We start from the raw sequence: 22,850 nt of genomic DNA, 5'->3' as shown, positions 1-22,850 counted from the left end.
CCGCCAAGGAAGCGAGCGCCGTATGAGCAATATGGAAGGAAGGAAACAGGACTTCGTCGTCAGCCATTACGACGAAGCGGAATTCAGACCGACCAGTGAGCGTGCCTATCTGCTTAAACGCGATCTCGGGGTACTCAAGGCCACCAACGGCATGGCCATCGCGCATGTCGTGCGCGCCGCGCGACCGTGCGAACCCGACACCTTGCCCGGAGCACACCGGCATCACGCCGATTTCCAGTTCTTCTATGTGCTCAACGGATGGCAACGCATGAGCATCGAGGGCCAGGGGGAAGTCACTGTACATCGCAACGACAGCTGGCTTCAGCCGCCATCGATCGAGCATGAAGTCCTCGACTATTCCGACGATCTTGAAGTGTTGTGCATCAGCATGCCCGGGCAGTTCGAAACAGTCGAAACCTGATTGCAGCGGCGCGGGAGGAGCGCCGTCGCCATCAAACCAGAAGACTATCGGGGAGGAAGATCATGAGGAAATTGTCATCGGGGCTCGCCGGCCTGCTGATGAGCACGTCGATGCCAGCCGCCGCCGCGATGAGCAGCGACGTCATCAAACTGGGCGTCCTGACCGACTTCAGCAGCGTCTATGCCGACAATTCCGGACAAAGCAGCGTGGAAGCGGTCAAGATGGCCGTCGAAGAATTCGGTGGCACCATCAACGGGGTGCCGATCGAGATCGTCAGTGCCGATTTTCAGAACAAGCCTGACGTTTCGATGACGATCGCGCGTCGCTGGATCGACCAGGAGAAGGTCGATGTCATTGTCGATGCGCCCAACTCGGCGATTGCGATCGCCATGGCGGCGCTGGCGCGCGATACGGACAGGGTCTACCTAAGTGGAGCAGTCAGCTCCGACATCACCGGCAAGGATTGCACGCCCAATAGCGTCCAGTTCGCCCCCGACACATATTCTTTCGCGGCCGTCGCCGTCCGTCCCCTGATCGAGCGTGGACTGAAGAACTGGTTCGCATTGACCGTCGACTACGCGCTCGGCCACTCGATGGAACGTGACGCCGCAGCCATCGCCAAGACCAACGGTGCAAACTGGATCGGAGCGATCCGTTTCCCGTTCAATACCGCAGACTTCTCATCCTTCCTGCTTCAAGCTGGAGGCTCGGGCGCCGACACGCTGGCCTTTGCCACCGGCGGACTGGATCTCCAGAATGCCGTCCGCCAGGCGGTTGAATTCGGGCTGAACGACCAGATGAAGCTTGTCGGGCTCAGCGTCGAACTGCTCGACGCCTACAAGATCGGAACCAAGGTCCTGGGCGGTCTTTATCTCACTGAAGCCTGGTATTGGGATCAGAGCGACGAAACCCGTGCCTTCGCCGATCGTTTCATGAAGGCTCGCGGGAAGATGCCCTCGCGCGTGCAAGTCGCCACCTATTCGATGACCAGACACTATCTGGAAGCCGTCCAGGCACTTGGCTCGGACGAAAGCGGAGCTGCGGTCGTTGCCAAGATGAAGGAACTGCCGGTCAACGACGTCTATGCCAAGGACGGCAAGCTGCGCCAGGACGGCCGCCTGATCAAGGAAATGTATCTGGCGCAGGTCAAGACGCCTGAGGAATCCGAGGGCGAGTGGGATCTTTATAAGATCGTCGCCGCCGTGCCGGGAGATCTGGCATTCCGACCGGTCGCCGAAAGCGAATGTCCGCTCCTCAAATAGTCGTGACGATCGGCAACCGGCGACTGTCACAGGGCAGGGCTCAGCGACAAAGAGGTCACATTGGAACGGTTGGAAAACAAGGTAGCGTTGATCACCGGGGCCGGGAGCGGCATAGGCCGTCAAACGGCAGAGCTGTTCTCCCGGGAAGGCGCCGCGGTCGTCGTGGCCGAAATCGATGTCGAGGCCGGCCGAGAGACGGCTCGCCACGTTGCCGCGCAGGGTGGCCGGGCAACCTTCGTGGAAACCGATGTTACGGATCCCGAAAGCGTTCGTATGGCGGTCGCCACGGCGGTCGCGGAATTCGGACGCCTCGACGTGCTCTACAACAATGTCGGAGGCACCAGTCCGAAGGACGGTCCGGTCACCGCAGTCGATCTCGACGTTTTCTGGCACGCCATCAACCGCGATCTTTATGGCACCTTCCTCACCTGCCGTTTCGGAATACCCGAGTTGATCAAGGCCGGCGGAGGTTCGGTCATCAACACGACATCTCTCGTCGCATTGATGGGTAAGCCGGCGCCGGCCACCGACTGCTATGTCTCCGCCAAGGGCGCTATCGTCTCGCTAACGCGATCGATGGCGGTGCATTATGCGCCGCACGGGATCCGCGTGAATGCCCTAGCGCCCGGCATCACCCGCACCGAACGGCTGGTCAGGCGCATCGATGAGGGGGCAATCCCGGCGGTCCTGGGCGACCGCCATCTGCTCGGCTTCCTCGAGCCGCTCGACGTGGCCCATGCAGCGTTGTTTCTTGCCTGCGAGGAGTCGCGGATGATCACCGGCCATATCCTGCCGGTCGACAGCGGCGTCACCATGTCATGAACGTCTCGTCCACGCCGTCTGGCGGCAAGCGGTCCGCCGGATCTATCGCCGCGGACGTGAACCTGCTCGAGGCGCATGCGCTGACCAAGGAGTTCAGGGGTTTCATCGCCGTCAGCGGGATCGATCTCACGATCAAGGCCGGCACTATCCATGCGTTGATCGGGCCGAACGGAGCCGGCAAGACCACGGTCTTCAACCTGCTGACCAAATTCATCGAGCCGAGCGGCGGCACCATCCTGTTCAAGGGCGAAGACGTCACGCGGCAAAAGCCCTACGCGATCGCTCGCAAAGGCATCGCACGTTCGTTTCAGATATCGGCGATCTTTCCGCATCTGAGCGTTCGCGAAAATGTTCGGATTGCCTTGCAGCGTCCACTGGGCACGCACTTCCAGTTCTGGCGCCCGAAAACTTCGCTCGCACGGCTGGACGAGCGAGCGGACGAATTGCTGGAGCGGGTCAATCTTACCGGCATGGCGGACCGTCTCGCGGGGGAATTGTCCTATGGCCGCAAGCGCATTCTCGAGCTCGCCACGACACTGGCGCTCGATCCAGCATTGCTGCTGCTCGACGAACCCATGGCGGGCCTCGGTCGCGAGGATGTCGACCGTATCTCGGCACTCGTGAAGCAGGTCTCACATGGCCGCACTACGCTGCTGGTCGAGCACAATCTGTCGGTCGTCGAAAAGCTCTCCGACACGATCACGGTGCTGGCGCGCGGTAAGGTCATCGCCGAGGGCACCTATCGTCATGTCGCCACGCAGCCCGCTGTCATCGAGGCCTACCTCGGAGGCGATGATGACTGATACAACTCCGTCGGCACTCGACATACGCGATCTGGAGGCCTGGTACGGTGAGAGCCACGTCCTTCACGGCATGACCTTCCGCGTCGCGCGGGGCGAGGTCGCCACACTGGTGGGGCGCAACGGTGCCGGCAAGACCACGACGCTACGCGCCATCATGGGCATGCTGGACAAGGTGAGGGGCAGGATCGAACATGGCGGGAGGGATCTGCTCGCCTTGCGTTCCAACCAGATCGCCAGGCGTGGTATCGGCTACTGCCCCGAGGAACGCGGTATTTTCGCTTCTCTCTCGGTTGAAGAGAACCTGATGCTCCCTGTCAAAGTATCGAGCAACGGGATGGCCGTGGCCGAGCTGTTCACTCTTTTCCCGAACCTCGCCGAACGGCGCCACGCCCAGGCCAGTAAGCTGTCCGGTGGCGAGCAGCAGATGCTGGCGATCGCTCGTATCCTGCGCACTGGCGCCAAGCTGTTGCTGCTTGACGAGCCGACGGAGGGCCTGGCCCCGGCAATCGTTCAACAGATTTCGCGGATGTTCAGATTGCTGCGCGAGCGCGACTACACGATCCTGCTCGTCGAACAGAACGTTCGCTTCGCTTCGAAACTGGCTGATCGCCACTACGTGGTCGAGCACGGCAAAGTCATCGACATGTTGTCGAACAGTGAACTGACCACCCGGCGTGGCCAGATCGAAACCTATTTGGGTGTATGAAATATGGAGCTCGGTATTTCCACCTCGCTTCTGGTTGGGCAGGTCCTGATCGGACTGATCAACGGCGCGTTCTATGCGACCTTGTCGCTGGGCGTCGCCGTCATCTTCGGCCTGTTGCGCATAGCCAATTTCGTGCACGGCGCCCAATACATGCTGGGCGCGTTCGGTGCGTGGTTCCTTCTCAATCTACCGGCTTTGTTTCCCGGGTTGGGGCTGCCTTCGATCGGCTATGGCTGGGCGCTCCTGATCGTGCCGCTTCTCGTCGGCTCGAGCGGCATGGTCCTCGAGCGCTTGTTCATCCGACGCACTTATCGGCTCGACCACGCATACGGGCTGTTGCTCACCGTTGGCCTCGCTCTGGTCATCGAAGGTCTGTTCCGGATCATGTTCGGTTCGACCGGTGCATCTTACGAGACGCCGGCATTTCTGAGCGGCGGCATGCGGCTCGGCTTCGTGTATCTCCCCTTCTACCGGCTGTGGGTCATCGGGGCATCCCTCGTCATCTGCGTCGGGACCTGGCTGTTGATCGAGCGCACCCGGCTGGGCGCACATCTGCGCGCGGCAACGGAGAACCCGGTACTGGTCCAGGCCTTCGGCATCGACGTACCCCGATTGCTGACATTGACCTATGGTTTCGGCGTAGCGCTTGCAGGGCTGGCCGGTGTGCTGGCGGTTCCCATCTACCAGTTCAATCCACAGATGGGGCAAAACATAATCGTCGTGATCTTCGCGATCGTGGTGATTGGCGGCATGGGTTCGATCCTCGGTGCGATCGTCAGCGGTTTCATGCTCGGTGTGATCGAGGGGTTGACGAAGACCTTCTATCCCGAAGCGTCCGCCACCACGATTTTCGTCATCATGGCGCTGGTGCTGCTGCTGCGGCCTGCCGGGTTGTTCGGCAAGGATGCCGGTGTCGTCCATGCGGGCGCAGGTGCGGTCTCGATTGGTTTGCACCACTCCGTCGCCTGTTGGGGCATGGGCCGTTTTCTTGCACTGTTGGCACTGGCGGGTATCGTGGCGCCGTTCGTTGTCTATCCGCTGTTCTTGATGAAGCTGTTGTGCTTCGCGTTGCTGGCCTGCGCCTATAACCTGCTGTTCGGCTTCGTCGGCCTGCTCGGCTTTGGCCATGCCGCGTTCTTCGGTTCGGCTGCCTATGTGACCGCATACGCCGCCAAGGAATGGGGGCTGTCGCCCGAACTCGCGATCCTGGCGGGAATGGGCGCTGCCACGATGCTCGGCGCCGTTATAGGCGTCCTGGCGATAAGACGTCAGGGACTGTACTTCGCAATGATCACGCTCGCGCTTGCGCAGATCGTCTATTTCTACGCGGTTCAAGCCCCTTGGACGAATGGTGAGGATGGGATTCAGGCTGTGCCGCGCGGCAAGCTGTTCGGCATGTTCGACCTCGCCAGCACGCCGGTTCTCTACGCTTTCGTGCTGGCGATCTTTCTCATGGGTTTCGCCGTCATCCATCGCACGATCAACTCGCCTTTCGGTGAGATACTGAAGGCGATCCGCGAGAACGAGGCGCGGGTGATCTCATTGGGCTACAATACCAGTCAATTCAAACTGCTCGCCTTCATCATCTCTGCCGCGATCTCCGGCCTGGCTGGCGGTACCAAGGCGATCGTCTTCCAAATGGCGACCCTGGTGGACGTATCGTGGACGACGTCGGGCGACGTTCTGCTGATGGTGCTGATCGGGGGTATCGGTACGCTGTTGGGGCCAATCCTAGGCGCTGCTGCGCTGGTGACGATCCAGGACTATCTGGCGTCCTATGGAAGCTGGGTGCACGTCATCCAGGGCGCGATCTTCGTCCTGTGCATCTTGTTCTTGCGTTCAGGCATCGCCGGCGCGTTGGCAGGTCTGTGGCGAAAGCTGCAGAGGTTCAGTGCTCTTGCTGCCCGTCCACCCAATGCCGGCAAGGCGGCAAAGGCAGCGCCTGTCGCGAATGGCACGGCCAGCGAATAGGAGAATGCTTGTGACCACGCCGCAGGATATCGTCGAGACCCACGCCCATTTCATGGAACCGGGGCGCTTCCATTATCCCTGGCTGGCGCGAAGACCCGATGTCGATCGCCGCTTCACCGATGTCGACTACCGTATCCAGATCGGCGACGCGAAGGTCGCGAAGGTCATACTGATCGAGGCGGCAGCACGCGACGACCAGGCCTTCGACGAAGCTCTATGGCTCGCGTCCTTCGCGACCGGCCTGCCTGAGATCGCCGGCATCGTCGCCCAGGCCAGGATCGAACGTGGCGCCGCGGTTGCCGAAGAGTTGGATCGCTTGGCCCAGATAGATTTGATCCGGGGTATTCGTCGTGTGGTGCGGGCACCCTTCCAGAGCGATCCCGACTTCTGCGTCCGCCCGGCATTCATCGAAGGTATCCAGCTGCTGAGGCATTATGACTGGTGCTTCGACATCGCTTGCGGCCCGGCGGACCTTTCGAATGTTATCACGCTGGCCGACAGATGTTCCGATATCCCGTTGGTGATCAATCACATGGCCAATCCCCCGCTCGAAGACGAGGCGCATGCACTGTGGAAGCGGTCGATGCGGGCCTTGGCAGAGCGCGATCATGTCGTCTGCAAGGTTTCGGGCCTGCCGGTTCATCTCCCGGCAGGCTGGGACACCGAGACCGTGTCGCCCATCGTCGAGGTTCTGGCCCAGGCATTTGGCCCGCGCCGTATCCTGTTCGGCAGTGACACGCCTGTACAGATCTCCGGCGGCGGATTCCTGCGATGGTACGAGACGATGGTGACGATTTTCGCGGCGGCCAGCGAAGACGAACGCCAACTATTCTTCGGCGGCAATGCAACGCGCATCTACCGGCTCTGACGGCGCCAGCCCGGAAGCTGCATGCCGAACCGTCGGCGAAGCGGCGCTGACGCCACCGCCAACAGCGAGTTCGGCTCAGCCATTCGTGCCGAACTCGTCCCGCCGCGGGCGAACCTGATCCCTTGGGTTTTCCGCGGCGCGACACCTCTTTGATGACGGCGCTCGCACCGATAATTAGAAGCCAGCAGCGTTCGCTCACCCATCTTTTGATGCCGTTGCGAGCTTCTGCCTGTCTCCGGTCGATCGCTGCAAAGGCGTCAGTCCCAGCCAAGCTGCGAAGTTACGGCCCTTTATAAATGTCTCGGCGGCGGGAGCCATCATATGGCGCAACAACGGTAACGGCGAATACCAGCGATTGGCTGATCGGTCGCTTGCCGATCTTGTTGAATATGAACCGCTGCGCGTTCCGGAAATCGAAGATGTGACCGGCCAGGTCTTCAAGCTTATCGGCGGCAAGATCCGGGTTGCGTTGGCTGGAACGATGGACCTGAATTTGACAAAGGCAGCCGCTGGGGAACTGCTGAGTTCGGCGACCGATCAAGGAATTCGTTGTCGCGCGTCCGGCGCCCAAACCGGTCTACAGCTCATAGTATCGGCGCGATCGCCGAGCGACCGGGAGCCGCCCATTCTGTGCGCGGAGACAGATAAACATCCATCCGGTTAAGTGCCCTGGAAGATGTTCTCACGCAAAAGGTTCTTCTGCACCTTGCCCTGCGCGCTCGTGGGCAGGAAGGAGCGGATCTCGACACTGCGCGGGCACTTGTAGTTGGCCATGTTGACGCGTGACCAGTCGATGATCTCCTTCTCGGTCGCACTGGTGCCCGGCCGCAAGACGATATAGGCCTTGCCGACCTCGCCCAGCCGTTCGTCGGGTACGCCGATGACCGCAGCGATCCCGATGGCAGGATGTTCACTGAGGATGCGCTCGATCTCGGCCGGATAGCAGTTGAAGCCTCCGGTGATGTACATATCCTTGAGCCGATCCTCGATGCGCAGGTTGCCGTCGACATCGATGTAGCCGATATCGCCGGTGTGCAGCCAGCCCTGGGCATCGATGGTCTTTGCCGTCGCCTCGGGGTCGTTGAAATAGCCCTTCATGACAATATAGCCGCGGACGACCACTTCGCCCGGCTTGCCCTCAGACAAGAAGCGGCCGCCGCCGTCCATGATGCGGACAGCGACCCCTGGTGAAGGCTTTCCCGCGGTGTTGGCGATGACTTCATCGGGATCGTCGGACCGACACATGGTGCCGTAGCCGCCGCATTCGGTCAGGCCATAGCCCGTTACCACCCCCGGCACTTTGAGGTCGGATCGAATGCGGCGGACCAGGATAGGCGGAATGGTGGTGCTTCCCGTTATCGCCAGGCGCAAGCTGGTGATGTCGAAGCTTTCCAGTTGCGGATGCTGGAGCATGGCCTGGAAAATCGTGGGCGGGCCTGGGATGACACTGATCTTCGCTGCTGCGACGCGCTCGAGGATTCTGCCGCTGTCGAAGGCGAGATGGGGCACGAAGACTGCCCCTCGCATGAGGGCCGCCATGGCCCCGGCACGATAACCGAAGACATGAAAGAGAGGCGGAATGACGAGGATGCGATCGTGTTGTCGAATGCCGACGCGCGTCGCCCAGGCGTCGATCGCCCTGAGGCATTGGCGATGGGCATACATCACCCCCTTCGGATAGCCCGTAGTACCCGAGGTGAAGAGGATGTCGCACAGATCGTCAGGCCCCACCGAGGCCTCGCGCGCAGCCAGTTGCGCATCGCTGATGGCGTCGCCGGCAGCGACGAAACCGTCCCAGTCGCGATCGCCATTGCGGGGATCGCCGATGACGACCACCTCGCGCAGCAGTGCGCGCGTCTGCGGCCGCAGTTGATCGGGATAATAGGTTCCCAGGAAGTCACCGACCGAAAACAGGACCGAAGTGCCGCTTCGCTCGACGAGGTCGGCCATCTCGGCGCCCTTGAAGCGGGTGCTAGCCGGGATCAGAACAGCGCCGGCACTGACCAGGCCAAGCGCCGTCGCAAACCATTTCCAGCTGTTGGGCGCCCAGATCATGACGCGGTCGCCCTTCTGGATGCCAGCGGCGATCATCGCCTTGGTGACACGCCTGCGAATGGCATCGAGCTCGATGAAATTCAGCGAGATGCCGTCCTCGACAGCCGTGTACGTGCCATAGACCTCGGCCGCACGCGCGCAAAGCGCAGGTATCGTCGTGAAATCCCAATCGGCGTCTTCGATGATCATTTGGCTGCCTCATGCACGATAGAAGCCCCAGCCGCCTCGATTGGGCGACCGGTTGCGGTTGAAAAATCCTCTGAAGATCAGTGGGCGATCACAGCTCGAAAGCTCGTAAAAGGGTCGTCACGAACAACGAAGTCGCGAAGAAAACCAGCACGGCAGCACCGACCCGCGCAAACAGGTGCGACGAGGCAAAGCGTTGGAACCGTTGGGCGATACCCGCCCCGATCATAGTCCAGATGAATCCCATCGCGAGGATCAGCAGCGACAGCCAAAGCAAATAGGGGAGTGCCGCAAAGAAATCGCCTTGGCGCAGATGCGGCATGATCGTCAATGCAAACAGCAGCGCCTTGGGATTGGACAAGGTCACGACGAAAACGTCTCTGGCCCGCGACGAAACGCGGGTCTGCCGTCCGGCATTCCATGTCCAAAGTTTGCGGGCCGAAAAGAGGAGAGCGGCTGAGGCGGCAATAGCTGCCACGGATGATGCCGAATGAACGTAGCGAGAGGCGATCGCAAGCCCGAGTGCCCAACCGGTGATGCCCACGAGATAGCCCGTGACCTCGGCTGGCAAAAACCGACTTGCCATTCTCCAGCCGAGAAGCGCGCCATTCGTAGCGATCAGCGTGTTGGTCGGGCCTGGAACGAAGAGCAGTGCTATTGCCGCCGCTGAAAATGCAAGCCAGTTTTCCATCGTCCAATCTCGCGAATCCAGCGGACATTACGGGGTTGCTCTGGTCGTGGGCCGGGCACAAGGCCGGCCCACGACCTTCTTGTCAGGCGGCCGTCTGAGCCAGCATGACGTCAGGCTGGGTCACTACATAGAGCCCGTCGATGGCAGCATTCGCCTGCAGGAACTGCAGGCCATTGAGAGCATCCATGAACTGCATGTTCTCACGCTTGGTCTCATCACCGAACTGTCCGGCGTTACGGCGCATGTCGACGCCCTGCCGGATTTTCTCGGCCACTTTCTTGGCGACGATCTCGCCATACTGACCATCCCTGAATTCACTGTAGTCAGCACCACCCGACACGATGCTGACAAAGGCCTTCTTCATGTCCTGGTCGGTATAGTCCTTCGAGGTAAGCCGCTGGGCTTCCCAGAAATACCCGGCCTGCCCCCGGTTGAGGTCATAGAAGGACGAGACCATCATCAGGAAGCGCAGATAGGCTTGCCGATAGCTCGTCTCAAAGAAGTTGACCGCGCGCGCTTCGTCGACTTTGCCCTTGAGGATGCTGGCGAGCGAGGCTCCCGCAACCAGACCTGACACCATGGCAAGATGCACGCCGCTGGACAGCAACGGATCGAGGAAACAGGCAGCGTCCCCGCACATGAAATAGCCCGGACCGGTGAAACGCTCCGACGTGTAGGAGTAGTCTGTCTCCATCTTGATGTCGGTGCGCTTGGCATCCTTCAGGATGATGCGGGCTTCGTCATTGTCGGCAAGCAGTTGGTCGTAGACCTGCTCGGCATCTCGTCCTGCTTCACGCTCCTTGCGCAGTTGGTCACGGGTTATGACCGTGCCGACGCTGACGGTGCCGTCATTGAGCGGGATGAACCAGATCCAACCTGCCTCGACTGAGATGATACGGGTCGATCCAGCGGGGAGGGCATCATAATTGAGGTTCGTTCCCGTCCAGTAAGACCATGTGGCGACGTTCTTGAAGACGTTGTGGAAATGCCGGTCCTTGGCATATTCGTTGGCGATCACGCCGCTTCGTCCCGAACAATCAACGAGGTATTTGAAGGCAATGTCGCCCTTGGTTTCCGAGGTGCGATCGAGGTAGCTTGCCGAGACCGCACGACCGTTCTCGAAGTGGATGCTGCTGACCTTGACATTCTGGTGGACGGCGGCGCCATTCTCCGCCGCATGGTCGAGCAGCAACTTGTCGAATTCCGATCGCTTGACCTGATATGAGTGCTTTGGTGCTCCTTCGATCTCGTCGAAGCGAAACGACCATTTCTCGTTGCCCCAGTTGAAGTAACCGCCGGGCTTTTCGACAAACCCATGTCTCTTCATCTTCTCGCTTGCGCCGATGGCGTCCAGCATGGGCATCAGCGATGCAAGAAGGGATTCGCCAATGTGGTATCTGGGGAAGACGTCCCTCTCCAAAACCGTCGTCTTGATTCCTTGTCGTGCGAGAATTGTCGAGACGGTTGAGCCAGCTGGCCCGCCGCCGATGACAAGCACGTCCGTTGTCTTTGAAATCATCAAGGTCTCCTATGCGATTGACGAGGCCAGATGTGGATATGGGCAGGTACAAATAGTCTCCTGATCGACCTCGATTTGTATGGATGCCCTTGATCAAAATGATGATTTACAGCTTAACTGCATCGTCTACTTGGACGATATATTAAAATTACGTAGAAATTACCAATTAAAGTAAAATAAATACCTTTCCGATCCGATTGAGATCGGATAAAAATAAGAAAATTATTAATTTACTAGTTCAATCTCTCTATAATCGTTACATTCGACTGCCCTCCGCCCTCGCACATTGTTTGCAGGGCGAACTTACCGTTGCGTCGTTCCAGTTCGTTCAGCATCGACGTCATGATGCGTGCTCCGGTCGCGCCAAGCGGATGGCCAAGTGCTATCGCGCCGCCATTGACATTGACCTTGTCATGCGTGACGCCGAGCTCGCGCATCCAGGCCATCGGAATGGATGCGAAGGCCTCGTTGCATTCGAACAGATCAATGTCATCTATGCGCAAGCCGGTCCTGGCGAGGGCACGCCTCGTGGCGGGAATGGGTGCAGTCAGCATCCATACGGGATCGGCGCCGAGAACCGACATGTGATGGATACGGGCACGGGGCCTTAGCCCGTGGTCCTTCACTGCCTGTTCGGAAGCGATCAGTATGGATGCTGCTGCGTCTGTGTTCTGGCTGGCGACTCCGGCATGTATCCGGCCTCCCGGACGCAAGGGCTTCAGCGCGGCCATCTTTTCCAGGCTGGTGTCACGCCGAGGTGCTTCATCGACCAGGAAATCTCCGACAGGAACGATCTCAGATTGGTAGAGATTACGATCGATGGCATCGATGGCTCGCCGGTGGCTCTCAAGGGCGAAGACCTCCATGTCCTCGCGACTACAATCCCATCTTTGCGCGATCATCTCGGCGGCCCTGAATTGACTGACCTCCTCGCTGCCGTAACGTGCGCTCCAGCCGGACGAACTGGCAAACGGGTCAGAAAAGCCGAACTGCGTCCCGACCGACATCGCAGCCCCCATCGGGATCAGGTTCAGATTCTGGACCCCGCCCGCAACCACTAGATCCTGGGTTCCACTCATCACAGCCTGCGCCGCGAAATGGATGGCCTGCTGCGACGAACCGCACTGTCTGTCCACGGTCACGCCGGGCACTTGGTCTGGAAATCCGGCGACGAGCCAGCATGTGCGGGCAATGTCGCCGGCCTGGGGCCCGAGTGTTTCGGTGCAGCCGAAAATCACATCGTCGACGCTCGCCGGATCGATACCGGTGCGCTTGATCAGTTCTTTGATGGGATAAGCGCCTAGGTCGGCCGGATGGACCTGGGACAACGCGCCTTTCTTGCGCCCGACTGGCGTGCGGACGGCGTCAATGATGTAGGCTTCAGGCATCTTACGGCAGGTCCTGTGGATCAAGTTGCGCGAAGGCTATCGCGAAGATTGATCCCTCACTATTCCTATAATTGTCATATCGGTTCATCGTTTTCTGAATAGCGGTGCGGCATGGATCTCAGACTTCTGGAATATTTTCTTCGCGTTGCCGAATTCGGCAGCATGAACCGCGCGGCAGCGGATCTGAACCTTTCCCAACCTTCGCTGTCGCGAAAGATTGCGCTGCTCGAGGAAGAAATCGGCGCGCCTCTGTTCTCACGCGACACCACCGGCACAAAACTGACGGAAGCCGGCCTGCTGCTCGCGGGACGGGCGCCGCAGCTGCTGCGCGAGGTCATGCTCGTGAAGGAGGAGATTGCCCAAGAGCGCTCTACCTCGGTATCTCTGGCGCTGCCGTCGTCGCTCAATCGCCTGCTGGCCATTCCATTCCTTGAGAAAGTCGCTCGCGAGCATCCGCTCTACACTTTGAGGGTCACCGAGATCGTATCCAACGCGCTGGAAGTGTGGATGCAGAGGCGCACTCTGGACGTGGCCATCACGGCGTTGCAGCCAAGAACGCAGCGTTTCACCATGACACCGCTCATACGCGAGCCGATGATGCTGGTGGGTGCGGCGAACAAAGACCTTGATCTTGCGGGCCTGGTGTCGCCAGATTTCGTGGCCCGCCACAAGCTGGTGCTGCCGGAAACAGGCAATCCGATCCGACGCTATCTCGAGCAGAAACTTGGCGCTGGAAACCTGTCGATCAGCACCGTGGTCGAGGTCGAATCCGTGGCCCTTTGCTACGAGCTTGCCCGCGCCGGCGTTGGCTACACGATGCTGCCCTACTCATCCATCTACGAACACAGGCGCGACGACGAAGTTTCCATGGCTGCCATCCAGGGGTTCGAGGTCACATGGGCGCTGGCGGTCAACCGCTATCGCGTCCACTCCGCAGCCGTCAGCCAGGTTGCCGAAGACCTACTGGTCTTTGCCAGGGAAAGGGCAGCGGACGAGCGCTGGAAATTCGCCGAAACGATCTAAGGACACGTTCGACGAAGACGAAAATTATTCAGCCAGAGACCGGTGCAGCCAGTTCAAAAAGCCAACTCGCATCGTTAGTCCGAACAGACGATGCAGGTGGAAAGTGTCGCTCATCCAATATTGAGCGGGGCCAGTAATCCACTTATGGGAGAGAGTAATGTTGCGTCTTAGCGCGCTAATTACATTTTTTGCATCGGCTCTTGTCACGCAGGCCATGGCAGCAGACTGGCGCATTTTTGCCCAGTTCGATGATGCGCCGGAAGGCCTCATCGGGGATGGAAATGGCAACTTCTATGTCAGCCTGTTCCATTCCGCGGCGATCATGAAGGTTTCCAATGATGGAAAGCCGACCAAGATCGCCGATCTGCGAACGGTGATCGGTGACGCCAAGGGAAGCACCGTGGGAATCGATTGGGATGGCAACGACCATCTCTATGTCGCGTTCTCAGAATACTCCAAGCGGTTCCCGTGGCCGGCAAAAGCCGACCTTGCCGTTGAGGGATGTGGCGATGCCACCGTCACGAAATCCGGTCTCTACAAGGTGACCATTTCGACGGGCCAGGTCGAAGCGGTGGTGACCCGGGCGGATGGATATCCCTTCTGCTTTCCCGACGATCCGGTCGTGGCGCCCGATGGAAATATCTATCTGTCGGATCTCAGCCTCCAGGCGATCTGGAAGATCGACCCCGGTCAGAAAAGCGCAGAGATCTGGTCGAAGGATCCGCTGTTCAGCCCAGGCGATCGTTCGCTCAGTGGATATCCGGTGGGTGTCAACGGCATCGCGCTTGCCGCAGATGGCAAGTCGCTTTTCGGGGTAACCGGCGGCATTCCGATGTTGGTCAAGGTACCCATCAACGACGACGGTACGGCCGGCAAGGCCGAGATGCTGGCATTCGGCTATGACAACATGGATGGCCTGGAAGTCGACGAGAAGGGCAATTTCTACCTGACAGAGACAACGCGCAGCGAGGTCTGGAAAGTAAGCGCCGATGCAAAGAAGCGACAGCAGCTGGGTAACCCCTTGCAAGCACCATTGGGTGCGCCCGCGAGCATAGCCTTCGGCAATGGCGAGATTTGCGTGACGAACCTCAATTTCTTCAAGCATTTGCCGGCAAGCCAGGCCAATTCCATTGCCTGCGCAAAGCTCACGGACCAGCTTTGGTGAGGCGTTCTTCATCACGCGTGGAATGATCCGGCTGGGACTGGCAGGTTCTGAGCCCGCGACACACGAGGCCAGCCGGCGGCGCCGATCCCGACCGGCCTGTTCAAACACGTCACGGCGCTCGGGCGCACATCAATAATCTCGCCGACCCGCATCCGGCGTTACCGGCGCCGGATGCCCGAAGGCTCCGCACAACTTGATCTAATCTCAACAGACGATGGCGCTTGGTCGGGATCGTGAGATGGCGGTGCTTCCCGCCGGAGTGAGCGCCGAATGACACCCATGCCGAAGCCCGCAATGAGCGAGCGCAGAACATCTTGGCTGGCTGCACTTGTCGGCGGGCTGGGGCCGCTGTCACTCGCGCTCTATACGCCGGCGATGCCAGAACTGGGCGAGGCATTCGCGGCCAACGACGCCGCCGTCAAGCTCACCCTTTCGGTGTATTTTGCAGGTTTCGCGGGCGCTCAGCTCGTCAGCGGGCCGCTGGCCGACCGGTTCGGCCGCAAGCCGGTGACGCTGGCCTTCATGGCGCTCTATCTTGCCGGGTCGATCGGCGCAGTCACCACGTTCAACATCGAACTGTTCACGCTGTACCGGTTGATGCAGGGCATCGGCGCGGCGGCAGGGATGGTCGTCGGGCGCGCGATCGTGCGCGATCTGTTTGTCGGCGAAGCTTCCGCGCGCGTGCTCAACCTGTCGGCGATCCTGCTCGGTGTCGGACCCGCCATCGCGCCGGCCATCGGCGGGCTGTCTATGCTGGTCGCCGGCTGGCGTGCACCGCTGATCCTGATGGTGCTGCTGGGCGGCGTCAGCCTGCTTCTGGTCCAGCTTCTGCTGCACGAGACCCGACCGCCGCGCGCCGATGCGGGAGGGATGGGCGGGGTGATGCGCGACTATGCGAGCATCGTCCGTCATCCCTACTATGTCTGGGCGATGCTGACCGTCGCCAGCGCGGTCGCAACCTTCTATGCACAGTCGACGGTGCTATCTTTCATCGTCATCGGCCAATTGGGCTACAGCGCCACCGCGTTCGGCGTGGTGATGTTGTGCGTGTCCGGGGGCTATGTCCTGGGCGCGCTAGGCTTGCGGCTCGCCGCGCCCCGATGGGACGCCTTCAGGCTGGCCCGCTTCGGCGTCGGCGGTCTTATGGTCAGCACCATCGCTCTCGCGCTCTCGCTGACGATCTTCCCGCTGAGCCTTGCCGGCGTCGCGGTGCCCGTGGCCATGATGCTGTTTTCCAACGCCTTCGTGCTTCCGGGGATGCATACGGCCAGCCTTGTTTCCTTCCCCGAAAAGGCAGGGGCGGCATCGGCGCTGACGGGGTTCACCACGATGGGCATGGGACTGCTGGCCTCGGTCGCGATCACGCCCTTCAGCAACCCGGCTGTGGGGTTGGCGACAGTCAATCTTGTCATGGCGGCACTTGCCGCGATCTCTTATCGCCTGTGGTTGAAGCAGCAGGCCAATTCGCCTGACGCCGCATGACCGTGCAGGCTCGCAAGCAGGAGGCAGCGATGGTCTGGAAGCCGGCGATCCTATGCAGTTCGCACACGATCAGCGGAGTGATGCCCGGCGGGCCGGTGCCGGCAAGGCACGGCTTCGAGGCGCGCGCCACGGCATTGAGGCAGGCCGACTATGACGGGCTCTGCCTGCACCTGCGCGACTACCGCGCACTGCGGGCGCAGGGGCATGACGACGCCTTCCTCGTGGCAATTCTGGAACGGCATGGCCTCAGATGCCATTCGGTCGAGTTCCTGCTCGAATGGTTTCTGGAAGGCGAGGCGGGAGCACAGTCGCGCGATGACGAGGCGACCGCATACCGGGCCGCGCAGGCGTTTGGGGCGCACACGCTGAATGTCGGATCGGATTTTGCAGGAAGAGACCTGCCGCGCGAAACGATGCGCGCACGTTTTCGTGAACTGACGGCGCGAGCGATGGATCACGGATTGTCGGTTGCGCTGGAGATCGTGCCGTGGAGTGATGCGCCAGACGTGGATGCCGCGATGGACATGATCGGCGACTGCCCCAATGCAGGGCTGGTGATCGATTGCTGGCATGTGTTTCGTGGCGGAGTGCCGCTCGCCGAGATCGGGCGCATCCCCGGCGACCGCATCCTGGACGTGCAGATCAACGACGCGGACGCGGAAATCCGCGGTTCGCTGGTAGAGGACACGCTGAACCGCAGGGCATGCGGCAAGGGCAGCTTCGACCTCGCGGCCTTCCTGGCCACGGTGGCCTCGACGGGAACGACGGCGCCGCTGAGCGTGGAAATCATTTCGCAGGAACTGGCCGCGATGGACGCGGCCACGGCCGCGAGCTTCTCGATCGCGGGGGTAAGGGAACTCCTCGCACAGAAAAAAGAGGCATAGGCCGGCTGACAGCAATAGTCTGTTCAGCCGATGCAGGCGACCGCCTGCAGAGCCATTGGAACAAAATGGGCGATGGCGGAAGACCGGCCCGCAACCGGGAGGAAGCATGCTTAGCGAGGTATTCATCATCGTCGTGCGGGGCATCGCGATCGGGTCGATATTCGCCCTGATCGCGATGAGTTTCAACGTCACGTTCGGCGCGACCCGCATTCTGAACTTCGCGCAGGGCAACCTGCTCATCATGGGTGGCTTCTTTGCCTTCTTCCTCGCCAACGGCGTGGGGCTGGGGTGGTGGGTCCTCATGCTTCTGGTTGCAGGTGGTCTGATCGCGTTGTTCTCGGCCTTCCAGGGCTGGATCACGCTGATACCGCTGCGCTCTTCGGTCGAGCAGGACTCGTGGATCATCTCCACCGTGGCTGTGTCGGTGATACTGGGCGCGCTCATGCTCATCACCCAGGGGCCTTTCGCCTATTCGGTACAGGGCGTCGTTCCGCCGTTCCGCATCCTCGGCGTCAGGACGCCCGGCGCCTATGCGCTGGCAATCGGGGCGCTGATCTTCTGGTACATCGCGCTGCGGCTGTTCATGACGCGGACCTTCGTCGGCCTTGCGATCAGCGCGCTTTCGCAGGATTTTGACGCGGCCCGTGCCGCCGGGCTTCCGGTCCGTCGTCTCCAACTCGTGTCCTTCGCCATCTCCGGCCTTTTGGTCGGCACGGCAGGCTTTCTCGTCGCACCGGTGATCTCCATCAGTCCCGACGCCGCCCTGCGCTACGTGCTCAACGGGTTCGTGGCCGTCGTGGTAGGCGGACTGGGCAGCAATCTGGGAACTCTCATCGGCGGCCCGCTGGTCGGCGTAGTGATGATGCTGACCGCGTACCAGATCGGCGGTGCCTATCAGGACATGGCTTCTCTGCTGATCCTGGTGACCATCCTGATGATCCGGCCTCAGGGTCTGTTCGGCCGCACTTCGGCAAGGCAGGTGTAACATGAACACGGTGAACACGATGACCGCGCGCGCCGGCATGGCAGTGGAGGAGCGGGCCGTGAAGCCGCGCTTCAACTCCGACCTGCCGCAGCTCTGGATCGGTATCGCGCTGATCGCGATAACGGGCCTGGGGCCGACCCTGATCGGCAATACTTACTGGGTTCACACGTTCCAGCTGGTCAACATCTACATTGCCGCTTCGGTGTTTCAGAACTTCCTGTTCGTGGACGCGGGACAGAAGTCCTTCGGCCAGGGCGTGCTTCTGGGCATCGGCGCGTATGTGACCGCCATCGCCTTTGGCCTGCACGGCATGTCATTCGGCGTGTCCGCGCTGCTCGGTCTTGGAGCCGCGATCCTGGGTGGCCTGCTGTTCGCGCTGCCTGCTCTGCGAGTGCAGTATTTCCACCTCGGCTTCGTCACGCTTTCAGCGGCGATCGTCTTCCCGCAGCTGCTGATGTCGCTCGACAAGTGGACGAATGGCATCAACGGCATTTCGATCAAGCTCGACTGGATTCATGGCGACCTGTTCCTAGGCTTCTCGCCGCTGACGCTTCTGGTGACGCTGTGGCCGATGGCAACTCTGGCGACCCACTATGGTCTGCGCCGCTCGCGGCTCGGCCGACAGATGCGCGTCGCCGCCGTGAGCCCCGAGGCAGCCCGCACGCTGGGCATCAAGCCGGGCATGATGCGCTTCACCGCCTTCATCATCGCGGCCATCGGCACAGGCATCTGCGGCATCCTCTATCTGCCGGCCACCGGTTATGTGAGCCCGCAGGGCTTCAATGTTGAACTGTCGTTCGTGTTCTTCTTCGCGGTCGTCGTGGGTGGACGCGGGCAGATGCTTGGTCCGGTCATCGGCATCTGGATCGTCTTCATCCTGCCGAACATAGCGCTGGCGCAGTTCGTTGAATACCGCCTGCTGATGTACGGCGTGCTGACGCTGGCAGCGATCATGCTCTTCCCCGACGGCATCGTCGGCTCGATCGAGCGCTGGCGTGTCAAGCGCGGCGTCACCGGCCGCGGCGAGCAAGCCTTCCGGGTCGACTCCTTCCTCGAAGGGCTCGAAGGAACCCAGGAGCACAAGCCCTCGGACGACGTGGTCGTCGAGGTCAAGGGCGGAACCAAGCGGTTCGGCGCGGTCGTGGCTGTCGACAAGGTCGATCTCAAGGTTCGCAACGGCGAGATCCACGGCCTCATCGGCGCCAACGGCTCCGGCAAGACCAGCCTGCTGAATGTCCTGTCCGGTCTGTCGCGCCTCAACGAAGGGTCGTTCATGATCAACAGGCGCGACTGCACCCGCCTTCCGGCGGACCGCATCGCGACGATGCTGGGACGTACCTTCCAGACGCCGCGCATCTTCCCGCAGTTCTCGCTGTGGGAAAACCTGAAGCTTGGCATGGATGCACGCACCGAGGCGCCGTCTGCCGGCATCCTACGGCTTGCCGGCGAGCTGGAGGCGGAGTTCGAGAACGACAGCGCCGAACTGCTCTCGCACGGCCAGCGCCGTCTGGTCGAGGTGATGCGTGCGGTGCTCAAGGAGGCCGATGTGGTGCTCTTCGACGAGCCTGCCGCGGGCCTTTCTTCCAGCGAGCGCGAGAACTTCGCCAAGCTGATCCGCTTCCTGTCGCGCCGCATGAACAAGACGATCATCCTCGTTGAGCACGATCTCGACCTAGTGTGGGGGATCGCGGACCGCATCACCGTGATGGAACAGGGAAGGGTAGTCGCCTCGGGCGACCCGGCCAGCATGGCCACCGATCCCGCCGTGCAGCACATGTTCATCGGAGGCCGCCGTGCTTGAGGTCAGGAATCTATATGCCGGATACGGCGCTGTCCCGGTGATCGAGGGCGTGTCGCTGGACGTGAAGCCGGGGGAAATCCTGCTCATTGGCGGCGAGAACGGCGCTGGCAAGTCGACGCTGATGCGGGCGATCGCGGGCTTCAACAAGCCCACGGCCGGCGAAGTGCTGCTGGACGGAAAGCCACTGCAGGGCATGGCCCCGGAGCAGGTGGCGAAATCAGGTCTGCGGCTGGTTCTCGACGGCCACCGGGTGTTCCCCGAACTCAGCGTCTACGACAACCTGCGCATGGGCGTCGCGGCGCGTCCTTCCGACGACCGTGCGGGCTTCGCGCAGTCGGTGGAGGAGATCTACTCGGTCTTCCCAATCCTGAAGGAGAAGCAGAAGCTCTATGCGCGAGACCTTTCTGGCGGCCAGCAGCAGATGCTGGCGCTAGGACAGGCCTTCATCGCGCAGCCGATGGTGCTGCTGTGCGATGAGCCGTCGATGGGTCTGGCGCAGGCGTTGCTTCCGTCCATTCTGGCCTTCCTGCGCAAATGGGCCGAGAGCGGCACCGCTGTCGTCGTGGTCGAGCAGCACCTGTCGGTGACGGCGCCCTATGCGAACCGCGCGATGATCATCGAGCGAGGACAAGTGAAGTTCTCCTGCCCTGCTTCCGAACTCGATGCACGGCTTGCCTCATCAGCCAGACAGACCGCTGCGGCGGGATAGCGCCATGGAGATGACGGCGGATGGCTGGACTGGCACTCGCGTGTCGGTGAAGCCTGAGTGGATCGACGCCAACCGGCACATGAACGTGTCGGCCTACGATCTTGTCTTCGACATCGCGGAGAAGGATTTCTTCGCGGCGTTTGGCGTCGGAGACGACTACATCAACCGCACAGAATTCTCGTGTTTCAGGTTGGAGCGCCTGATCCGGTACGAGCGCGAACTTCTGCTGGACGATCCGCTCGAGGTGCGCAGCCGTGTTGCCTGGACCGACTATCGCAAGATCCATCATTTCCACGAACTCTGGAATGTGAGGGACGGCTACAGGGCAGCGTTTGCCGACGTCGTGTCGGTCCATGTCGATCTTTCGCTGCGCAAGGCGGCGACTGTTGAGCTGGCGGAAGTCCGGCAGCCGCTCGAAAAATTTGCAACCGAACATGCCGGACTTGCGTCACCTGCCGGCCTGCTTTCACGAGAGAACGGACGCAGGATCGGCGGATGAAGGTGCGCGAATTCCATTATGTGATTGTCGGGGCGGGTGCTGGCGGATGCGTTGTGGCCGCACGGCTTGCCGAGAACCGCGACCTGCGCATCGCGCTGCTGGAAGCGGGTGGTGGCGACGATGCGATGATCATGCGCATTCCCGGCGCGAATGTGGTCACCGGAACCGATCCGCGCTTCAACTGGTCGTACCAGACCGAACCGGTGCCGCAGCTGGAAGGCCGCGGCCTTTACTGGGCGCAGGGCCGGGTGGTCGGCGGCTCGGGTTCGATCAACGGCATGATGTACATGCGCGGCCATCGCAGCGACTATGACCGCTGGGAGCGCGAGGGCGCGAAGGGATGGGGCTACGACGACGTGCTGCCCTACTTCCGCAAGTCGGAAACCAACGAACGCGGCGCAAGCGAACTGCACGGCGGCAGCGGTCCGTTGCAGGTGAGCCGGGGGCAGGGCACTGCTCCGGTCTGCGACATGTTCCTGGAGTCTGCCGCCGCGTCGGGCTTTGCGTTGACTGATGATCTCAACGCGGAAGCGTCGGAAGCATTCGGCCATGTCGATCTCACCATCGGCAGGGGCCTACGGTCGAGCACGTCGGCGGCCTATCTGCGCCCCGCGATGCGGCGCGGCAACATCACGCTTCTGACCCATGCGACGGTGACACGGGTCGTCATAGACGCGGGCGAGGCGCGGGGCGTCGAATTCGTCCAGAACGGGGAGCGGCGGCAACTGGCGGCCTCACGCGGCGTGGTTCTGTGCGGCGGCGCGGTCAATTCGCCCCATCTCCTGATGCTGTCGGGTGTCGGCGATGCCGATCACCTGCGCGAACAGGGTATCAAGGTGGCCGTCGACAGCCCCGAGGTCGGGAGCAACCTGCAGAACCACCCCATGTATCGGCTGATGTATGCCACCACGGCTCCTGTCAGCGCCTACACCCATGCACGGCCGCTCGGTGCGGTGCGGGCAGGATTGCAGTACATTTTCAGCCGCACCGGTGTTCTCTCGCGCGGTCTCTTTCCCACCTCGGGCTATTTCCATGCCGATGCCGGTGATCCGCTGAGCGAAGTGCAGGTGAGCATGGCGCCGGCCATCGTGAGCCGCCGCAAGCCGGGGCTGCTCGGCATCCTGCCGAAGGAGCATGGCTTCACGCTTCTCCTGAACCAAGGCTCGCCGTTCAGCCGGGGCGAGGTGCGGCTGAAATCGGGCGATCCGCTGGCGCATGCGGCGATCCTGCCCAACTACTTTTCCGACCCGCGCGACATCGGGATTGTCGCGCGCGCCGCGCTACGGGTGCAGGAACTCGTCCGCGCCGGTCCGCTCGGACGGGTGCTTGGCCGCCGGATGCAGCCGGCCGGGTCGGCTACCACGCAGGCCGAGTTCGAGGCCGATATCCGCGCAACCGCCGTGACGCATTATCATGCCGCCGGCACCTGTCGGATGGGGTCGGACGCGCGCGCCGTGGTCGATCCGCAGCTTCGGGTCAATGGCGTCGCACGCCTGCATGTCGCCGATGCTTCCGTCATGCCGGTGCTGGTCAACGGCAATACTTACGCGCCCACGATCATGATTGCGGAAAAGGCCGCCGACCTGATCCGCGCAGTTTGAATTTCTGAA

At 61.4% G+C, this 22,850-nt stretch carries 22 protein-coding genes and 1 pseudogene; 18 read left to right on the top strand and 5 right to left on the bottom strand.

Features of this window, described 5'->3' with window-relative positions:
* The first annotated feature begins 22 nt into the window (after positions 1–22).
* The 8 genes and pseudogenes from XW59_RS18260 (at position 23) to XW59_RS18230 (ending at position 6,853) form a co-directional block, all read left to right on the top strand.
* Complete coding sequence (locus XW59_RS18260; RefSeq protein WP_052958245.1) at positions 23–421, top strand: cupin domain-containing protein; 399 nt, start codon at positions 23–25, stop codon at positions 419–421.
* Between the two features lie 62 nt (positions 422–483).
* Positions 484–1,683, top strand: a complete 1,200-nt coding sequence (locus XW59_RS18255) for an ABC transporter substrate-binding protein (RefSeq protein ID WP_047146800.1) — start codon at positions 484–486, stop codon at positions 1,681–1,683.
* 60 nt (positions 1,684–1,743) lie between these two features.
* Entirely contained in the window at positions 1,744–2,505 is a 762-nt protein-coding gene (locus tag XW59_RS18250) for an SDR family oxidoreductase (RefSeq protein WP_047146799.1), read from the top strand.
* Entirely contained in the window at positions 2,502–3,308 is an 807-nt protein-coding gene (locus XW59_RS18245) for an ABC transporter ATP-binding protein (protein WP_047146798.1), read from the top strand. Before XW59_RS18250 ends, XW59_RS18245 begins: the two co-directional genes overlap by 4 nt.
* Entirely contained in the window at positions 3,301–4,014 is a 714-nt protein-coding gene (locus XW59_RS18240) for an ABC transporter ATP-binding protein (protein ID WP_246666132.1), read from the top strand. Before XW59_RS18245 ends, XW59_RS18240 begins: the two co-directional genes overlap by 8 nt.
* Before the next feature lie 3 nt (positions 4,015–4,017).
* A pseudogene (locus XW59_RS29875) lies at positions 4,018–4,923 on the top strand (branched-chain amino acid ABC transporter permease); the annotation flags it as partial.
* A gap of 66 nt (positions 4,924–4,989) precedes the next feature.
* On the top strand, positions 4,990–5,985 hold the full coding sequence (locus XW59_RS29870; RefSeq protein WP_348639324.1) for a branched-chain amino acid ABC transporter permease: 996 nt from the start codon (positions 4,990–4,992) through the stop codon (positions 5,983–5,985).
* A gap of 10 nt (positions 5,986–5,995) precedes the next feature.
* On the top strand, positions 5,996–6,853 hold the full coding sequence (locus XW59_RS18230) for an amidohydrolase family protein (protein ID WP_170990179.1): 858 nt from the start codon (positions 5,996–5,998) through the stop codon (positions 6,851–6,853).
* Positions 6,854–7,048: 195 nt separating this feature from the next.
* Here the strand turns inward: XW59_RS18230 and XW59_RS29670 are convergent, their stop codons facing one another.
* On the bottom strand, positions 7,049–7,171 hold the full coding sequence (locus tag XW59_RS29670) for a transposase (protein ID WP_246666131.1): 123 nt from the start codon (positions 7,169–7,171) through the stop codon (positions 7,049–7,051).
* 37 nt (positions 7,172–7,208) lie between these two features.
* Here XW59_RS29670 and XW59_RS29665 point away from each other — a divergent pair, with 37 nt between their 5' ends.
* Positions 7,209–7,517 carry a hypothetical protein gene (locus tag XW59_RS29665; protein ID WP_246666130.1) on the top strand — a complete coding sequence of 103 codons (309 nt, stop codon included), beginning with the start codon at positions 7,209–7,211 and terminating at the stop codon, positions 7,515–7,517.
* On the opposite strand, the gene XW59_RS18215 is transcribed toward XW59_RS29665, so the two are convergent.
* From XW59_RS18215 to XW59_RS18200, 4 genes are all read right to left on the bottom strand, one after another.
* Entirely contained in the window at positions 7,514–9,097 is a 1,584-nt protein-coding gene (locus XW59_RS18215) for a FadD3 family acyl-CoA ligase (protein WP_047146793.1), read from the bottom strand. The genes XW59_RS29665 and XW59_RS18215 overlap by 4 nt on opposite strands.
* Positions 9,098–9,185: 88 nt before the next feature.
* Positions 9,186–9,785 carry a LysE family transporter gene (locus XW59_RS18210; protein ID WP_052958244.1) on the bottom strand — a complete coding sequence of 200 codons (600 nt, stop codon included), beginning with the start codon at positions 9,783–9,785 and terminating at the stop codon, positions 9,186–9,188.
* Between the two features lie 82 nt (positions 9,786–9,867).
* Complete coding sequence (locus XW59_RS18205) at positions 9,868–11,304, bottom strand: NAD(P)/FAD-dependent oxidoreductase (protein ID WP_047146792.1); 1,437 nt, start codon at positions 11,302–11,304, stop codon at positions 9,868–9,870.
* A 233-nt stretch (positions 11,305–11,537) separates the two neighbouring features.
* Positions 11,538–12,692: an acetyl-CoA C-acetyltransferase gene (locus tag XW59_RS18200; protein ID WP_047146791.1), complete on the bottom strand. Its 1,155-nt coding sequence runs from the start codon at positions 12,690–12,692 to the stop codon at positions 11,538–11,540.
* A 111-nt stretch (positions 12,693–12,803) separates the two neighbouring features.
* Here XW59_RS18200 and XW59_RS18195 point away from each other — a divergent pair, with 111 nt between their 5' ends.
* From XW59_RS18195 to XW59_RS18155, 9 genes are all read left to right on the top strand, one after another.
* A complete protein-coding gene (locus XW59_RS18195) occupies positions 12,804–13,715 on the top strand; it encodes a LysR family transcriptional regulator (RefSeq protein WP_047146790.1) in 912 nt (303 codons plus the stop codon).
* Positions 13,716–13,872: 157 nt separating this feature from the next.
* A complete protein-coding gene (locus tag XW59_RS18190; protein WP_082137675.1) occupies positions 13,873–14,880 on the top strand; it encodes an SMP-30/gluconolactonase/LRE family protein in 1,008 nt (335 codons plus the stop codon).
* 294 nt (positions 14,881–15,174) lie between these two features.
* Complete coding sequence (locus XW59_RS18185; RefSeq protein ID WP_170990178.1) at positions 15,175–16,362, top strand: multidrug effflux MFS transporter; 1,188 nt, start codon at positions 15,175–15,177, stop codon at positions 16,360–16,362.
* A 29-nt stretch (positions 16,363–16,391) separates the two neighbouring features.
* Positions 16,392–17,246 (top strand): sugar phosphate isomerase/epimerase, encoded by an 855-nt coding sequence (locus tag XW59_RS18180; protein WP_206077722.1) that lies wholly within the window; start codon positions 16,392–16,394, stop codon positions 17,244–17,246.
* Positions 17,247–17,352: 106 nt separating this feature from the next.
* A complete protein-coding gene (locus tag XW59_RS18175; protein ID WP_047146787.1) occupies positions 17,353–18,231 on the top strand; it encodes a branched-chain amino acid ABC transporter permease in 879 nt (292 codons plus the stop codon).
* Between the two features lies 1 nt (position 18,232).
* On the top strand, positions 18,233–20,032 hold the full coding sequence (locus XW59_RS18170; protein ID WP_246666129.1) for an ATP-binding cassette domain-containing protein: 1,800 nt from the start codon (positions 18,233–18,235) through the stop codon (positions 20,030–20,032).
* Positions 20,025–20,741 carry an ABC transporter ATP-binding protein gene (locus XW59_RS18165; protein WP_047146786.1) on the top strand — a complete coding sequence of 239 codons (717 nt, stop codon included), beginning with the start codon at positions 20,025–20,027 and terminating at the stop codon, positions 20,739–20,741. Before XW59_RS18170 ends, XW59_RS18165 begins: the two co-directional genes overlap by 8 nt.
* Before the next feature lie 4 nt (positions 20,742–20,745).
* Positions 20,746–21,240, top strand: coding sequence for a thioesterase family protein (locus tag XW59_RS18160; protein WP_047146785.1), 495 nt, complete (start codon positions 20,746–20,748; stop codon positions 21,238–21,240).
* Complete coding sequence (locus XW59_RS18155) at positions 21,237–22,841, top strand: GMC family oxidoreductase N-terminal domain-containing protein (protein WP_047146784.1); 1,605 nt, start codon at positions 21,237–21,239, stop codon at positions 22,839–22,841. Before XW59_RS18160 ends, XW59_RS18155 begins: the two co-directional genes overlap by 4 nt.
* Positions 22,842–22,850 lie beyond the last annotated feature (9 nt).

It is taken from the genome of Aquamicrobium sp. LC103, assembly GCF_001014615.2.
Taxonomy (GTDB): domain Bacteria; phylum Pseudomonadota; class Alphaproteobacteria; order Rhizobiales; family Rhizobiaceae; genus LBCQ02.
Note: the sequence above shows the minus strand (reverse complement) of the source record. Positions and strands in the feature narration are given on the sequence as shown.

Bases quoted from the DNA above. Each gene is read 5' to 3' on its own strand.
- XW59_RS18260 (WP_052958245.1), top strand. From the start codon at position 23: ATGAGCAATATGGAAGGAAGGAAACAGGACTTCGTCGTCAGCCATTAC.
- XW59_RS18255 (WP_047146800.1), top strand. From the start codon at position 484: ATGAGGAAATTGTCATCGGGGCTCGCCGGCCTGCTGATGAGCACGTCG.
- XW59_RS18245 (WP_047146798.1), top strand. From the start codon at position 2,502: ATGAACGTCTCGTCCACGCCGTCTGGCGGCAAGCGGTCCGCCGGATCT.
- XW59_RS18240 (WP_246666132.1), top strand. From the start codon at position 3,301: ATGACTGATACAACTCCGTCGGCACTCGACATACGCGATCTGGAGGCC.
- XW59_RS29870 (WP_348639324.1), top strand. From the start codon at position 4,990: ATGGGCCGTTTTCTTGCACTGTTGGCACTGGCGGGTATCGTGGCGCCG.
- XW59_RS29670 (WP_246666131.1), bottom strand. From the start codon at position 7,171: ATGGCTCCCGCCGCCGAGACATTTATAAAGGGCCGTAACTTCGCAGCT.
- XW59_RS18215 (WP_047146793.1), bottom strand. From the start codon at position 9,097: ATGATCATCGAAGACGCCGATTGGGATTTCACGACGATACCTGCGCTT.
- XW59_RS18210 (WP_052958244.1), bottom strand. From the start codon at position 9,785: ATGGAAAACTGGCTTGCATTTTCAGCGGCGGCAATAGCACTGCTCTTC.
- XW59_RS18205 (WP_047146792.1), bottom strand. From the start codon at position 11,304: ATGATTTCAAAGACAACGGACGTGCTTGTCATCGGCGGCGGGCCAGCT.
- XW59_RS18200 (WP_047146791.1), bottom strand. From the start codon at position 12,692: ATGCCTGAAGCCTACATCATTGACGCCGTCCGCACGCCAGTCGGGCGC.
- XW59_RS18195 (WP_047146790.1), top strand. From the start codon at position 12,804: ATGGATCTCAGACTTCTGGAATATTTTCTTCGCGTTGCCGAATTCGGC.
- XW59_RS18190 (WP_082137675.1), top strand. From the start codon at position 13,873: ATGTTGCGTCTTAGCGCGCTAATTACATTTTTTGCATCGGCTCTTGTC.
- XW59_RS18185 (WP_170990178.1), top strand. From the start codon at position 15,175: ATGAGCGAGCGCAGAACATCTTGGCTGGCTGCACTTGTCGGCGGGCTG.
- XW59_RS18180 (WP_206077722.1), top strand. From the start codon at position 16,392: ATGGTCTGGAAGCCGGCGATCCTATGCAGTTCGCACACGATCAGCGGA.
- XW59_RS18175 (WP_047146787.1), top strand. From the start codon at position 17,353: ATGCTTAGCGAGGTATTCATCATCGTCGTGCGGGGCATCGCGATCGGG.
- XW59_RS18170 (WP_246666129.1), top strand. From the start codon at position 18,233: ATGAACACGGTGAACACGATGACCGCGCGCGCCGGCATGGCAGTGGAG.
- XW59_RS18160 (WP_047146785.1), top strand. From the start codon at position 20,746: ATGGAGATGACGGCGGATGGCTGGACTGGCACTCGCGTGTCGGTGAAG.
- XW59_RS18155 (WP_047146784.1), top strand. From the start codon at position 21,237: ATGAAGGTGCGCGAATTCCATTATGTGATTGTCGGGGCGGGTGCTGGC.